The organism is Acinetobacter sp. 231_lipA, assembly GCF_058243005.1.
In genome coordinates this window covers 1,190,559-1,205,647 of sequence record NZ_JBZAYU010000001.1, presented here as the reverse complement: position 1 = coordinate 1,205,647, position 15,089 = coordinate 1,190,559, and the positions used below count along the sequence as shown (strand labels likewise).

14 protein-coding genes and 1 pseudogene are annotated in these 15,089 nt (G+C 42.0%); 7 read left to right on the top strand and 8 right to left on the bottom strand.

What is annotated here, in order from left to right:
* Positions 1-76 precede the first annotated feature (76 nt).
* The gene (locus AC4CUX_RS06160; protein WP_062032364.1) at positions 77-1,381 is read left to right on the top strand and encodes an IS4 family transposase; all 1,305 of its coding nucleotides are present in this window, start codon (positions 77-79) and stop codon (positions 1,379-1,381) included.
* A 51-nt stretch (positions 1,382-1,432) separates the two neighbouring features.
* Here AC4CUX_RS06160 and AC4CUX_RS06155 read toward each other — a convergent pair whose 3' ends face one another.
* The 4 genes and pseudogenes from AC4CUX_RS06155 to AC4CUX_RS06140 all read right to left on the bottom strand — a co-directional run bounded on the left by AC4CUX_RS06155 (position 1,433) and on the right by AC4CUX_RS06140 (position 4,226).
* Complete coding sequence (locus AC4CUX_RS06155) at positions 1,433-2,269, bottom strand: putative porin (RefSeq protein WP_201952856.1); 837 nt, start codon at positions 2,267-2,269, stop codon at positions 1,433-1,435.
* 165 nt (positions 2,270-2,434) lie between these two features.
* Complete coding sequence (locus tag AC4CUX_RS06150) at positions 2,435-3,217, bottom strand: putative porin (protein ID WP_201952853.1); 783 nt, start codon at positions 3,215-3,217, stop codon at positions 2,435-2,437.
* Between the two features lie 174 nt (positions 3,218-3,391).
* Positions 3,392-3,784: pseudogene (locus AC4CUX_RS06145) on the bottom strand (transposase family protein); the annotation flags it as partial.
* Positions 3,785-3,821: 37 nt separating this feature from the next.
* Positions 3,822-4,226 (bottom strand): transposase family protein, encoded by a 405-nt coding sequence (locus AC4CUX_RS06140; RefSeq protein WP_000669095.1) that lies wholly within the window; start codon positions 4,224-4,226, stop codon positions 3,822-3,824.
* Between the two features lie 425 nt (positions 4,227-4,651).
* Here AC4CUX_RS06140 and prfB point away from each other — a divergent pair.
* From prfB to AC4CUX_RS06115, 5 genes are all read left to right on the top strand, one after another.
* A protein-coding gene (gene prfB / locus AC4CUX_RS06135) for a peptide chain release factor 2 (protein WP_100222790.1) occupies positions 4,652-5,747 on the top strand; the annotation gives its coding sequence in 2 pieces (ribosomal slippage) (positions 4,652-4,723 and positions 4,725-5,747; 1,095 coding nt in all).
* A 140-nt stretch (positions 5,748-5,887) separates the two neighbouring features.
* A complete protein-coding gene (locus AC4CUX_RS06130; protein WP_004978252.1) occupies positions 5,888-6,187 on the top strand; it encodes an ArsR/SmtB family transcription factor in 300 nt (99 codons plus the stop codon).
* Positions 6,188-6,202: 15 nt separating this feature from the next.
* A complete protein-coding gene (locus AC4CUX_RS06125; protein ID WP_201952850.1) occupies positions 6,203-7,282 on the top strand; it encodes an alkene reductase in 1,080 nt (359 codons plus the stop codon).
* A gap of 99 nt (positions 7,283-7,381) precedes the next feature.
* Entirely contained in the window at positions 7,382-8,662 is a 1,281-nt protein-coding gene (locus tag AC4CUX_RS06120) for a 3-deoxy-D-manno-octulosonic acid transferase (protein WP_201952848.1), read from the top strand.
* 213 nt (positions 8,663-8,875) lie between these two features.
* Entirely contained in the window at positions 8,876-9,586 is a 711-nt protein-coding gene (locus AC4CUX_RS06115; RefSeq protein ID WP_126034864.1) for a 16S rRNA (uracil(1498)-N(3))-methyltransferase, read from the top strand.
* Here the strand turns inward: AC4CUX_RS06115 and AC4CUX_RS06110 are convergent.
* The gene (locus AC4CUX_RS06110) at positions 9,572-10,543 is read right to left on the bottom strand and encodes a mechanosensitive ion channel family protein (RefSeq protein ID WP_004691703.1); all 972 of its coding nucleotides are present in this window, start codon (positions 10,541-10,543) and stop codon (positions 9,572-9,574) included. The two genes, AC4CUX_RS06115 and AC4CUX_RS06110, sit on opposite strands and share 15 nt — an antisense overlap.
* A gap of 452 nt (positions 10,544-10,995) precedes the next feature.
* Between AC4CUX_RS06110 and acs the strand changes: the two genes are divergently transcribed.
* The gene (acs, locus tag AC4CUX_RS06105; protein WP_490792239.1) at positions 10,996-12,939 is read left to right on the top strand and encodes an acetate--CoA ligase; all 1,944 of its coding nucleotides are present in this window, start codon (positions 10,996-10,998) and stop codon (positions 12,937-12,939) included.
* Positions 12,940-13,058: 119 nt separating this feature from the next.
* Here acs and AC4CUX_RS06100 read toward each other — a convergent pair whose 3' ends face one another.
* The 3 genes from AC4CUX_RS06100 to AC4CUX_RS06090 all read right to left on the bottom strand — a co-directional run bounded on the left by AC4CUX_RS06100 (position 13,059) and on the right by AC4CUX_RS06090 (position 14,975).
* On the bottom strand, positions 13,059-13,673 hold the full coding sequence (locus AC4CUX_RS06100) for a riboflavin synthase subunit alpha (protein WP_176536751.1): 615 nt from the start codon (positions 13,671-13,673) through the stop codon (positions 13,059-13,061).
* A 61-nt stretch (positions 13,674-13,734) separates the two neighbouring features.
* On the bottom strand, positions 13,735-14,568 hold the full coding sequence (locus tag AC4CUX_RS06095; protein ID WP_490792238.1) for an SDR family NAD(P)-dependent oxidoreductase: 834 nt from the start codon (positions 14,566-14,568) through the stop codon (positions 13,735-13,737).
* Positions 14,565-14,975, bottom strand: a complete 411-nt coding sequence (locus tag AC4CUX_RS06090) for a DoxX-like family protein (protein ID WP_125274275.1) — start codon at positions 14,973-14,975, stop codon at positions 14,565-14,567. Before AC4CUX_RS06090 ends, AC4CUX_RS06095 begins: the two co-directional genes overlap by 4 nt.
* Positions 14,976-15,089 lie beyond the last annotated feature (114 nt).

Below are 15,089 nucleotides of genomic sequence, written 5' to 3'. Positions count from 1 at the left end.
TAGAGTAATGCCAGTCAGTTAAGCAAAAAAAGTTAAAATGCTGTAAAAAGAGCGTATGTAAATACGCTCTTTTTTTATGAATTTATCTCAGAATCTAGATTTAACATTAAAACAAACCTTACCTTCACTTTCACAATTCAGTGAATTGATTGATTTAAACTGGATTGAAGATTGCTTAGACCAAACAGGTAAAGCATCAATTCGAAAAAGAAAACTGCCTGCTGAACATGTTGTTTGGCTGGTAATCGGACTTGCTCTATTTCGAAATCAACCGATTTGGTATGTGGTTCAACAATTGCAACTTGTTTTCGGTACGGCAGAATACTGTGTACCGAGTGCATCCGTACAAGCAAGACAACGCTTAGGCTTAGAACCCATGAGTGCTTTATTTTCGACATTAAGTCAGGCATGGTTTAAAGACTCACAACAACAATATAGCAACTTTCACGGTCTATGCGTTTGTGCTGTAGATGGTGTGGTTTGGTCTATGCCTCATACAGAAGAAAACTTTAAGCACTTTGGTTCATCCAAAGGCAAAACAGCAGCTGCACCTTACCCACAAGTTAGAGCGACTTGCCTGGTGAATACCAATACCCATGAAATGATTGATGCCCAAATGGGCAGTATGGATCAAGGTGAATTAACCTTAGCCAGTCAATTAAAAGCACCAGTTCGCAGTATTACCCTATTTGATCGTGCTTACTTCTCTGCTGATTTTTTAGTGAGCTGGCAATCTCAGGCAGAAGAGAGTCATTGGTTGATGCGAGCAAAGGACAACCTGCGTTATGAAGTGATTCATCATAATGCGGCCCATGACTTTCAGATCAAAATGCCTGTTTCAGCAAGAGCAAAAAAGATAAATCCGTCATTGGGTGACTATTGGGAAGCACGTTTAATTGAAGTTGAATATGCAGGAAAAATAAGACGTTACATTACATCATTAACAGATTCTAAAGTTTATCCATTCAAAGACCTTGCAATGCTTTATATCCAGCGTTGGGAAATAGAAATGTGTTATCGGGAAATTAAAAGTGATTTACAGGATGCAAGGATTTTAAGAAGCAAACAACCTGATTTGGTCTATCAAGAATTGTGGGGGGTATTTATTGCATATAATATCTTAAGAAGACAGATGAGGTTTATCGCTGAACATGCAAAGGTGAGTCCTTTAAGGATCAGTTTCCATGTTGCATCTATGAGTATTATCAATATCTTAAGGCACACACCTTTAGAATCAGCAGGAAACCTACCCAAACATTTAGCGCAATTATTTGAACAATCTAAAATATTTGTATTACCTGAAAAAAGGCAAAGGCAATGTCCGCGAGTAGTGAAAATTAAAGCACAAAAATATCCAAGAAAATGCCAGTCAATTTCTTAACTGACTGGCATTAGCTCTATAGAGCGGTTTTTTTAGTACATTTAGTTGCAATTAGAAGCGGAATGTACCATTGATACCGTATGAATCAGCATCTTCCGTTGTTGTGTAGTTCAAGCCAACAGCAATAGCAGGCGTAAAGAATTTTTGCGCGCGAACAGCCCAAACAGTGTCAAAGTCATCGAATGTTGTATCCATAAATGAAACACCAACACTTAAGGTTGGATCGATATATAAATCGGTACCTAAGCGGTAAGCAGTTTCATCGCCAAAGTATGTTGCACCTTCAAAATTGGTAAAATAGTTACCAATTTGAGTCACATATTTAGCGCGTAAGGTCACAGCTGTATCGTCTGCTACTGCGGAGATATTTGAGAATGTATCAATGAAGCCATTTTTTGAAACATACATTGGATCAAGATTTTCTTTGGCTACACCAGCCGCAATGAGTAGCCCATCGACAGGCAGGTAACCTGCTTCTAATGCATAACCCACATTATCATCTGATGCTTTACCAAATTCACTTTCAACCGTTACTTCAGAGCGGTTGAGGCTACCAGAAACATAAAATTGAGAGTTTGGGATGAAAAATTCACCATTTAAGCCGACTGAGTCAATTTCTAAATCAGCACCGTCTTCATCAATACTTGAGTTTGTATAGCCTAGACCAATGTTGCTTGCTTTACTTAAAAAAGCGGCTTCTGCCAGTGGACCATTTTTAGTATTTACCCCATTTAAGTAGTACTTGCCACCGATGCCAAAAGTATCAAGATCTTCACTATCACCATCAAAGCTTGTATTTTCGTAGTTTGCATTGATTTCTGCTTGGTAAGCGTGAGCAGTTCCGAGGCTCGCAATAAGTGCGGTAGTAAGTGCAAGTTGTTTAAGCATGTAGAAATTCTCTCTTTGTTATAAAATATGACTGTTCTATGACAGTTGTAACGAAGTGTACAAAAAAGTGGCAGGGAGTCAATCTTTATTTATAACAATGCCTTATCAGAGTGCAAAAAGCCCATTCGAAAATGGGCTTTGAGTATTCAAGGTTTTTAATTGGTTTTAGAAACGATATTTCGCAGCTAAACCGAATTTGTTGTAGTCGTTGTTGCCATCTTTACCAAAACCAACACGGCCTTCAAGGCTGACTTGCGGGGTAAAGAATTTACGTGCATTGATACCAAATTCGTTAGTATCACCATAGTCACGGTCTTTGCTGTAGTAATCTACACCTAGGCTTAAGGTTTTATCGATGAAGTAATCTGCTGCAAGATTATATTCGTCTAAATCACCAAAACCTGCGCCTGCTTCTAAGTTAATGTCTTTACCATTGCTTAAAGAAGTGACATATTTAGCGCGAAGAGTAGGATCTACGCCATCGTCATAATCGTTGTCATAGCCTTTTAGACCCGCAGCAATTAATAAACCTGGTGCTGGTAAATAACCCACTTCAGCGCCATAAACGGTCTCATCAAAATCGCCACCGCGGTCAAATTTCCTATCATCGCGACCAACATTACCACTCACATAGAAATCTGAGTTAGGGACAAAGACTTCAGCACCGACGCCATAACGATGACGTTCATTATCACCTACTTCGTCGTATTGGTATTTTGCGTTAACGTTACTTGCACGGTCTAAGAATGCTGCTTCTGCAAGTGGCGCATTACGTGTTTGAACTGGGTTGAAATAGTATGTGCCATCTACGCCAAAAGAGCCGCTTGAACTACCGTTGTCTGGATCAATTAGGCCAGCTGAAGCACCCACCTCTGCTTGGTATGCATGTGCAGTACCTGTGATCGCTAGAGCTGAAAGTAATGCTGAAGCAATTGCTAATTTTTTCATGGTATGTACCCCTCGTAAGTGGAACTGTATTTCATTAATTTTTTGTTACAACTTCAGTCTAGGGCAAAATAAAAAAGCGTCAACCAAAGGAAAGTTAATGCTCTGTATCTAAGGTTACATCGTGTAATTTTTTAAATTTAAATGATTAGACTTCCTTCATAAATCATTTTTCAATCAATTTAATTGTTTATCTTTCACCCAATCTAAATTGTATATGCCAGCAAGTAAATTAAACCGCAGGTTTAATCTTTTACGACGATTTCTATATACACAAGATAAAATCTTAAAACATTTCATCCTTCCAAATACATGCTCTACTTGAATTCGTCTACGACCAATCTCTGTATTTAACTTTTTTAATTCAGAATCTAATTTTTCAGTTTTCTTTGCTTTAGATGGCATGAGGCATCCAAAACCCAATTTTTTTATCCCTAAATACCCCTTATCAACGATAAAAAAGGGCTTAAATTTTAATTTCCTCATACTTTTTTTAAATATTTTAAAATCATGCATGCTTCCATGACTTCCACATACACTCAGTATTTCACCTGTTGTATAGTGCATAGATAGCTGAAATTTAAAGGTATGTCGCTTTTTTTTACCGCTATACCATTTCTTCTGTTTTTTTTGGACGTTGAACTAATATTTCAGTTGCATCAATCACAACAACTTCCCAATCCACTTCATCTCGATTAGGAAGTTGTTTTGGCAAGTTAAATTTTCCAGAACGGATTAAGGTATCTTCAATAACACGTGTGATACGAATTGCACTCGTTTCAGATACACCGTAACTCATACCAAGATGGAAAAATGTTCGATATTCTCTCCAATATTCTATACATAAGAGCAAACGATCTTCCAACGGTAATTTATGCGGTCGTCCTTTACCAATATGACGAGGTAAATGCTTATTTAGCTCGGCCAACATGAGGTTAAATGTAGCCCAACTAACACCGGTAAGCCTACGAAACTTAACGTTTGATAATTTTTGAATATCTTTGAATTTCATCCAAGGATTATCTCTTGAATTAAATAATTTTGCTGATTAATTTAAGATCAAATAAATTGTACGTTTTTTGATTTATGACGGAAGTCTATTGATAATAAATTATAAATTTATAATGTTTTGTTTTATTAAAATTGTGTAGATTCTGTGGAGTTCATAATTTTTGACGCCATTTTAACCAATTTTAACTCAAAATGTTTAGTCCGTTTGTCTGTTGAGAACACTTCTCAGGTGTGTATTTTGTGGGATGGTTCGCATTTATATGCAGCTTGATTGCGGTTGAAGAGAATGCTTTTTTGGAAACTAAACGGTTTTAAGGACTAGAAAGAAGGCGTAATTTTGTCGAATTTGAGATGAATAATCCCAGCCGTCGACTGTGGTATAATCAGCGGCTATTTTTCGCTTTATATTGATTGAGAGTAATTCACGTGGAAATTAATCCGTATCTAAACCAATTAAAAGACTTAAACGACCGTGGTCTCACATTACGGGGGTATCTTTGACTACGATCTGAAAAAAGAGCGTTTAGAAGAGGTTCTCCGTGAATTAGAAGACCCAGCGATTTGGAATGATCAAAGCCGTGCACAAGCCATGGCCAAAGAAAAAGGCGAACTTGAAAACGTCTTAAATGTGTTAGATGGTTTGGCAACGCAGCTTGAAGATGCGCAAGCGATGCTTGATTTGGCAGTCGAAGCAGATGATGAAAGTCTGTTGGCTGATGTCCAAGCTGAATTGACTTCTGCAGAAGAAGAGTTAGCGAAGCTTGAATTCCGCCGTATGTTCAGTAACCCAATGGACCCAAATCCATGTTATGTGGAAATTCAAGCCGGTTCAGGTGGGACAGAAGCACAAGACTGGGCTTCAATGCTACTGCGTATGTATATGCGCTGGATTGAGCGTCATGGCTTTAAAGCTGAATTGATGGAAGAGTCGGATGGTGATGTGGCTGGGATTAAGTCAGCAACGATTCGTGTGGAAGGTGAATATGCCTATGGTTGGTTGCGTACCGAATCGGGCGTGCATCGCTTAGTACGTAAATCGCCATTTGACTCGGGTAACCGCCGTCATACCTCATTCTCTGCGGTGTTTGTCTCGCCAGAAGTCGATGACAATATTGAAATTGATATCAACCCATCTGACGTGCGTACCGATACCTACCGTGCTTCGGGGGCAGGTGGTCAGCACATTAACAAAACAGACTCTGCGGTACGTTTAACCCACGCGCCAACAGGCATTGTGGTGGCGTGTCAGAACCAACGTTCACAACATGCCAACCGTGACCATGCTTGGAAACAGTTACGTGCGAAGTTGTATGAGTTGGAAATGAGCAAACGTAACGAAGCAGCGCAAGCACTTGAAGACTCGAAGTCGGATATTGGTTGGGGCAGTCAGATTCGTTCTTATGTATTGGATGACTCGCGTATTAAAGACTTACGTACGGGTGTTGAAAACTCCAACACAGGTGCAGTACTAGATGGTGACCTTGATAAGTTTATTGAAGCAAGCTTAAAACAAGGTTTGTAATTTAAATGATGAATAAAAGCAAAGGGTTATCAGTTATTCTACAATATATCTAAAAAAATCGATATTAAAATCGAAAAAATGCGATATATTAAGTAAAACAAGCTGACAACGCTTTGTTGCCTATTAAACGTGTCTTGAGTATGGATATAGATTTAATTTTTAAAGCCTTGGCTAATCCAACGCGTCGCCAAATTTTGGAATGGTTAAAAAAACCGGAACAATTTTTATCGAGTGACGAATGTGGTGACTTTAGACGCGGCGTATGTGCAGGTCATATCGAACGGTTGGGAAATGTATCGCAATCGACGATGTCGAACCATTTGTCCGTTTTACAGCAGGCTGGTTTAATTCAAGTGGAAAAATATGGACAATGGTCTTATTTTTCTCGCAATGAAGCGTTGATTCAGCAATTTATCGAACACCTACAACAACACCTTTAACAGGTGGGAGTAACGATGGCTGAATTAAATTCTCCTTTAACGCTCGGTGCGTTAGAGCTTAAAAACCGTGTCATCATGGCGCCGCTGACCCGTAACCGCGCAACTGCTGATCGCGTTCCAACCCCAATGATGGTTGAGTACTATGCGCAACGTGCAAGTGCTGGCCTGATCATTTCTGAAGCTACAGTGATTTCTGAAGAAGCCAATGGCTATTTGAATACTCCAGGATTGTTTACCGATGCTCAGGTCGAAGGCTGGAAAAAGGTCACTCAAGCGGTTCATGAGAAGGGCGGTCTGATTGTTGCCCAGCTTTGGCATGTTGGTCGTGTATCGCATCCGGATCTGTTAAATGGTGAAACACCAGTCTCTGCAAGTGCAGTACAACAGGCGGGTCATGTCAGCTTGTTACGTCCAAAACGTCCTTATGTGTTGCCGCGTCCGCTGGAAATTTCGGAAATTCATGCCATTACCGAGCAATATAAGCAAGCCGCGATTCGTGCTAAAGAAGCCGGTTTTGATGGTGTTGAATTACATGCTGCCAATGGTTATCTGATTGACCAGTTCTTGCAAAGCAAAACCAATCAGCGTGAAGATGAATACGGCGGTTCAGTGGAAAATCGTACACGTTTCCTGCTAGAAGCAACTGATGCACTGATTGAAGTATGGGGCGCAGATCGTGTAGGGGTGCATTTTGCGCCGCGTTGTGATGACCATGACATGGGTGACAATGATCCACGTGAAACATTTGGCTATGCCATGGAGCAGCTGGGTAAGCGCAAGATTGCCTTCTTCTTTACCCGTGAATATCTGGCAGAAGACAGTATTTCTGAATATATGAAAGAGCATTCTGGTGGAGTGGCTTATATTGCCAATATGCAACTGAGTCGTGAAGATGCGATTGAGCTGTTGGCATCAGGCAAGGCTGATGCGGTGTCTTTTGGTAAGGCGTATATTGCCAATCCAGACTTGTATGAGCGTTTACTGCAAGATGCGCCATTGAATGAATTGAAACTGGAAAATATGATTGGAACAGATGTCGCGGCAGGCTATGTGGACTATCCGACTTTAGCTGAAATGGAAACTGCTGCGGTTTAAATTGCTTTTCCGTTCAATTCGCGACAAGATAACAGCGCAATTCATGGGATAATATGAGTTGCGCTGTTTTATTTTTGCATTGATTTTTGGAGCACGTATTTGGCTACTCCTTTTTGGTATAACGCAGCACTTGCGCTGATCAAACCGCTGTATAAGTCTAAAATAAAAAAACGTGCAGAGACTACAGAACAATTTCAACAAGAATGTCTCGAACGTTTCGGGCCATTTCAACCGGTTAAAAATCGCCAAGCGATTTGGTTTCATGTGGTGTCGGTGGGTGAAACCAATGCAGCGCAGCCTCTCATCGAGCATTATTTAAAAGCCGGTCATCCAGTCTTGGTGACCAATACCACCAAAACGGGACAGGCACGGGCCAAATCACTATTTTTAAAAGCACCTTATCTAGACCTGTTCCAAGCAGTATATTTACCTGCGGATCAAAAACCTTTAGTTCGTCAGTTTTTCGCATTGTATCAGCCCAAACTTTTGGCTTTGGTTGAAACGGAACTGTGGCCAAATTTAATTGCCCAAGCGGGGCAGAGTCAGGTGCCATGTATCTTGATTAATGCGCGCCTCTCTGAAAAATCAGCCAAAGGCTATGCCAAAGTATCTAGCCTGACGCAGCCGATGTTACAGGGGCTAGATCAGCTTTTGGCACAAGATCGGGCAACTGCAGAGCGCTTTATTCAGCTTGGTGCAGCGCCATCGGTAACACAGGTCGTGGGCAGTATTAAGTTTGATATTCATGCGCCAGAATCGGCTGTCAAACAGGCAGCTCAGCTCAAGCAAGAATGGTCACTCGCTGGGCGTAAGATCATCACTATTGCCAGTACTCATGCACCCGAAGAACAAAAACTGTTAAGTGCGTTTAAGCCATATTTGGATACACAGCCTGAACTGTTGTGCATTGTTGTACCGCGTCATCCAGAGCGTTTTGATGAGGTCTTTGCTGTTGCACAGAGTTTAAATTTAAACACCACTCGCAGAAGTACGGGACAAAGCATAGAGGCGGAAACCCAAGTCTATTTAGCCGATTCGATGGGAGAGATGTGGTTATGGTATGCCTTATCGAATGCTTGTTTTGTCGGGGGATCACTAAATGAACCGGGTGGCGGACATAATATTTTAGAGCCAATTGCGTTACATGTGCCGACGGTTTTGGGCAAAAACTATTTTAATTTTCAAACCATTGTCGATGAATTTGTACAGGCCGATGCAGTGAAAGTTGTTGAGGATGCTGAACAAGCTGCTGAGGTGTTGATGATACTGTTAGATGATGCCGAGCAGGCGAATACACTGAATCAAGCGGCACAAAAGATTATGCAGTTAAATACCGGCTCTTTGAAAAAGCATATTCAAGTGATTGATGCTTATTTATAAAACTTGAGTGAGTTTGTCATTACTACAAATACTGTAGATTTTATGGATGGCTTTGCGTAGGTGGCTCCTACTTTTCAAAGATGAAAAGTAACAAAAATCTTTTGCTGTGCTGAGGTACATCCTGTACCTCAGCACAGCGGGCGACATCCTTGTCGCCTTTCACGATGACATCTGCTGATGAGGCCTCCACTGTTTGGATTTTTTCTATTTATTATGAATATCGTTCTATTAGACCCGCGCCAAACTGAATCTGAACTCTGGTCCATTAGCGCCAAGCGTCAGCTTGAACATTTGCATCGTCATTTAGAGCTGAAAGTCGGTGATACGTTAAAAGTAGGGATACAAAACGGAAAGCGTTATCTTACACAAGTGGTTGATGTTTCTGAAACAGTGGTACGCTTAAAGCCCTTATATGAAGAACCTGTACCTGCCAAACTAGCATTGACTTTAATTGTCGCGATGCCACGCCCTAAAGTTCTGCGTCGTTTGATTATGGATGCGGTGACTTTAGGGGTTGAAAAAATCATTTTGCTGCACAGCTATCGGGTCGATAAAAGTTATTGGCAAACCCCGTTCTTACAACAGTTGGATCAATATGTGACTTTGGGGCTAGAGCAGGCAGGTGATACGGTTGCACCCAAAATTGAAATTTATAAACGCTTTAAGCCTTTTGTTGAAGATCACTTGCCAAGCTTAATTTCAGCCGACTGTCCTGCCTATGTGGCACATCCTTATAGCGATGCCAAAATGCCTTTTGCGATTAAGCATCCGTGTACGGTTGTGATCGGGCCGGAAGGTGGGTTTATTCCTTACGAAGTTGACCTACTTGTAAAAAACGGCTGCCAAGCGATGAGCTTAGGCAACCGTATTATTCGGACTGAAACCGTGATCCCTTATGTTTTAGGACGCTTATTTAGCGGTTGAAGTTTCTGTCGGGTAGCTGTCATTTTTTGCGACGCGAACTTCTTGGACTGGGTATGGAATAGAAATTCCTTGCTCAGCAAAGGCCTGAACCACATATTCTTGTACCGAACTGATCGAGCCAGATACCGTAGTTTCTGTGGTGTTTACCCACCATTGGACTTTGAGATTCACCGAAAAATCTGCAAGTGCAGCGACGTTCACGCTAAAACCGGGTTGACTTAAAATGGTCGTATCTCGGTCTAAAATGCCTAAAATAATATCTTTGGCTTTTTTGATGTCATCTTCATAACCAATACCGACCAAGAACTCGCAGCGACGACGTGGATAGGCGGTGTTAACAGTGACCGCACTGGTATACACAGTCGCATTCGGAATCACGATACGACGACCATCTGGCGCACGTAAGTAAGTGGCACGAATTTGAATATCTTCAACGTTGCCTTCCATACCCGAGACAATAATGTCATCGCCAATCTTAAACGGTTCACCCAGTAAAATCAGGATCCCTGAAAGAAGGTTTTGGAAGATATCTTTAAATGCAAAACCAATGGCAACCGAGCCAATCCCCAAAGCACTCATCAGCTGACCAGGGGTGAAACCCGGAATCGCAATCACCATGGCAATCAGGAAGCCAATAAAGACGATGGCCGAACTGCCGACACGGTTCAGGACAAGGACAAGGTTTTGTTTGGTATAAGAACGATCAGATAGTGCTTTACGAACAAAAAGCTTAAACAGTTTGGAGAGCAAATAAAAAATGACGAAGGTAATCAGCGCAATACAAAAATAAGGCATACGCTCCCAAAAACTATCGACAAATTTGTCGATGGTGGAATAGGCGTCATTATATTTTGCTGTATGTGCAATTACACTTTGGGTGGTTTTCGCTGTCGCGTCATGTAGCATCTCTGACGTACCTTGAGCAACCTCGCTCAAGGTATGGGTTTGTTCTGACACTGGTGCTCCAATCGCTGAAAATTTGGCATATTTTGCCTGAAAATTGTGTGTATTTAATAGAGAAAAGCGTATGAAATTATCGCATTCTGAGTGATTGATAAACGGATAAAAATCTATCTGTCTGTTTTTTAAATGCTTGATTTTTTGAATCAAGGTGCTGAGCCATGCTCCTATGTATGAAATAGCACAGCCTGAAGTGTAACAATATGCTTAAAAAGCCTAGCTGGAGCCACTTTACGGAGTTCGACGTTGTTCATGTTACGGATTAAACACAGGATCTCATTGAAAGATCACTATAAAATGTGTTTTAAATTGTAGAAATAATATACGACCAAAGCCGTGTTGATCTGTTTAAAAAACAATCGTCATACTGTGGTTATGCAGTCCAATAATAAACCAATAACTGTGGCATGAACTCTCGCGATGAGAGTCAGAATATAAGGAAGTATGATATGAAAGAAGTATATCCTGTACCTGCAGAATTTGAAAAAACTGCGCGCACCAATGAACAAGAATATTTTGAACGCTATCAAAAATCGATAGAACAACCTGACGAGTATTGGGCTGAACAAGCGTTGAAGCTAGATTGGATCAAGCCTTTTAGCCAAGTTAAAAACACCAGTTATGATAAAGACAATTTTAAAATTGAATGGTTTGCCGATGGCCAGTTAAATTTAAGTGCCAATTGCCTTGATCGCCACTTAAAAGAGCATCCGTATAAACCTGCCATTATTTGGGAAGGTGACCATCCCTCACGCCATAAAATCATTTCCTTTGCTGAACTGTATGACGAAGTGTGTCGTTTTGCCAATGTCCTGAAAAAGCATGGCGTGTTGAAGGGTGATCGTGTGGTGCTGTATATGCCAATGATTTCAGAAGCGGCCATTTCGATGTTGGCCTGTGCCCGAATCGGTGCCGTGCATTGTGTGGTGTTTGGTGGTTTCTCGCCTGATTCATTGGCGAGCCGAATTGAGGACAGTCAAGCCAAAATTGTGATTACCGCAGACTCTGGAATGCGAGGGGGGAAACCAATTCCGCTGAAAGAAAATGTAGATGCGGCATTGAATCTACCCGGTACAGACTCGGTACAAAACGTGATTGTGGTATATCGGACAGGTAATCCGATCACGCTGAAAGAAGGGCGTGACTTGTGGTATCACATGGAGATCATGACCGTCAACGAGATTTGTCCACCTGAACCGATGAATGCGGAAGATCCCTTATTTATTTTATATACCTCAGGTTCAACCGGTAAGCCGAAAGGTGTGCTGCATACCACAGGGGGCTATTTAACTTATGTGAATAGTACCTTCCGTGAAGTGTTTGACTTAAAACAAGATGATGTGTTTTGGTGTACCGCCGATGTAGGCTGGATTACGGGACACTCTTATGTGCTGTATGGCCCCTTGTCGAATGGAACCACAACAGTGATGTTTGAGGGGATTCCACAGTATCCAAGTTGGGCACGTACAGGACATATTGTCGACAAACACAATGTGACGATTTTATACACGGCACCGACAGCGATCCGCGCCATGATGCGTGAAGGGGATGCCTTTGTCCGTGAGAGTGACCGTAGCAGTTTGCGTTTAATTGGTTCCGTCGGAGAGCCGATCAACCCTGAAGCATGGAATTGGTACTACACAGTGGTGGGGGAAAGCCGTTGCCCAGTGGTGGATACTTGGTGGCAAACCGAAACTGGTGGAATTTTAATTTCTCCACTTCCGGGTGCGACACCACTTAAACCCGGGTCTGCAACGCGTCCTTTATTTGGAATTCAACCTGCTTTGGTCGATGCAGAAGGCAACGAGTTAGAAGGAGAGGCTGAAGGGAATCTGGTGATTAAGGATTCATGGCCGGGGCAAATGCGAACCATTTGGGGGGATCCTGAGCGGTTTATCGAAGCGTACTTTGCAACTTATCCTGGAACGTATTTCACGGGCGATGGTGCACGCCGTGATAAAGATGGTTATTACTGGATCACAGGACGGGTGGATGATGTACTGAATGTGTCAGGGCACCGCTTAGGCACTGCTGAAGTGGAAAGTGCTTTAGTGGCACATGAGGCGGTGGCTGAGGCTGCCGTAGTAGGAATGCCACATGAGATCAAAGGGCAGGGAATTTGTTCCTTTGTCACTTTACAAGCGGGCACTGCACAAACGGAAGAACTCCGTGCAGAGCTCATTCAGTGGGTAAGAAAGGTACTCGGTCCTGTGGCGACACCAGATGCCTTACATTGGGCACCATCTTTACCGAAAACACGTTCAGGTAAAATTATGCGCCGTATTTTAAGAAAAATTGCGGCGAACGAGTTAGATAGTTTGGGCGATACATCGACGCTGGCTGAACCGCAAGTGGTCGAAGTGTTGATTAAAGAAGTATATCCAAACGGATAAAATCAACCTAAAAAATACCGTCTTAAGCAGACGGTATTTTTATTTTGACATATTGATGGACTATATCAGGTTGCTGTATACAAATTTGTAAGTACGAGACGTTTAGAAATTAAATAGTTCTAACGCTGATGGATGCTTTCTAAGGTATCCACCATGGTCCGTGTCATCTGATCAATTTCATAATTGACGGCATCGCCGACTTGTACCGATGCCCACGTGGTTAGACGCAAGGTTTCAGGAATCAAATCAACTGAAATTTCATGGCTGTTACGATCAACACGGTTGACGGTGAGGCTACAACCATTCAGACCAATAAAACCTTTTAAGAAAAAGTATTTAATATTGCCTTCTGGAATGTGAAGATCCACATGCAAGGTCTCGCCGTGACGGCTTAGCTGCTTTACTGTAGCCGTTCCTTCGATATGTCCATACAAGTTATGCCCCCCATTTTCCATCCCGACTTTGGCTGAACGTTCGATATTGACCTCATCACCTGCCTGTAAAGTGCCTAAAGTGGTCAGGCGTCGAGTCAAATCCGAAACATCAAAATGGACTTGATTGGCGTTAAGATCGATGCGCGTTGCAGTTAAGCAGGTGCCATTGATGGCTACACTTGCACCGATGAAGACATCGTGAAAAAAGTTGTGTGTATTTGAAACCACAAGGGTGCTAAAACCGTCGCCTTGACGGACATCTAGAATTTTCTCTAAGCCTTGTACGATACCTGTATACATCAGAAGTCTTCCTAATTCGGGGTTTATGTTTAATGTAAATGATCTATCACTTGATGTGGCATTATTTTGAATGGAGATGCGCTAAAGCTGTATCTTTCATGGGATTCCGCCGCCAATAATAGGGCCGCAAAAATCGGAGCAACAGACGTAATGGCGTCATCCATACGATGCGACTATGGCGACGTTTATTTTCTAAAATACGTTGAGCCAAATAGCGATAGACCACTTCGGGAGGATCGATAATAAACAAAAAAAGCCGTTTCATTTTGTTCCAGTGCTGAACATTGCCATTTTGCCAAGAGGATACCAGTAGGTCAGTTGCTACCATTCCGGGACTGAGTGTACCGACTTGAATCTGGGTCTGTTTGGTTTCTTTAAATAAGGCTTGACTAAAGTACCCTACGGCACGTTTGGTAGTGGCATAGGCGGTCATGCCTGCACTCCATTCGCCTCGAGTACCCCAGCCTTCCATATTGAAAATTTGACCATAGCCTTGTGCTAGCATGCCGTTTAAGGCCACTTGTGAGCCGAACATACTGCCTAGAATATTGGTCTGAACCACAGTCTGTATGTCTGCTGCTGCGAGATCTTTAAAGTCTAGTGTCGCTGTACAACTGCCTGCATTATTAATCCAAATCTGAACAGCACCAAAGTGTTGAATGGCTTCATCCCAAAGCGTTTGTACTTCATGGATCTGCGTGACATCACAAGTGACGGCATGAATCAGCGCAGCAGGAAAGCGATGCCGTAGCTGTTGCAGGGTGCGCTGTAAATCTGTGCTATTTCGCCCAGAAATCACGACAGCTTGTTGTTGTTCCAAGAAGGCTTGAGCTAAACCCAAGCCGATACCTTTAGAACTGCCTGTAATGATGATGCAACCTGATTTTGAATTCATATGGAGCCTTTACTTTGTGAACTAAAGGACGTCGCTTCTTGGCTGTGAAGCATGCAATAACAAATGGATAGACTGATCATTGCAAGGTTCATGACCACAGGATTAAAAGCACGAATGAGACTGTCTGGTATTAGAAAAGCGACCAGTGCGAATAAAAACACTAAGCTAAAGATACTGAGGTAATGCAGATATTTACTGGAGCTAAATAGGAACAATAAAGCAAAAACACACTCAAGCACACCTGAGCCCTGACCTGCCAGTTGGGCTTGTGTGTAGGAAAGCCCAAAAGTTTGCCAAATGGCAATCTCATCGGGATTGATAAAAAGGATTTTAGGAATTAGACCTTGATAGCCCCATAAAAAGGCCAAAGAGAGATTAATGAATTTAGAGGGTTGGCTGTTGTTCATATAAAGTGGTTATTTTTTACTTTGTGTGGATTATACACCAATAAAAAAACCCTCAAGCCGAGCCTTGAGGGAAGAATAGAGTCACCTATGATTATTATTTTTTAGTTCGTGTCT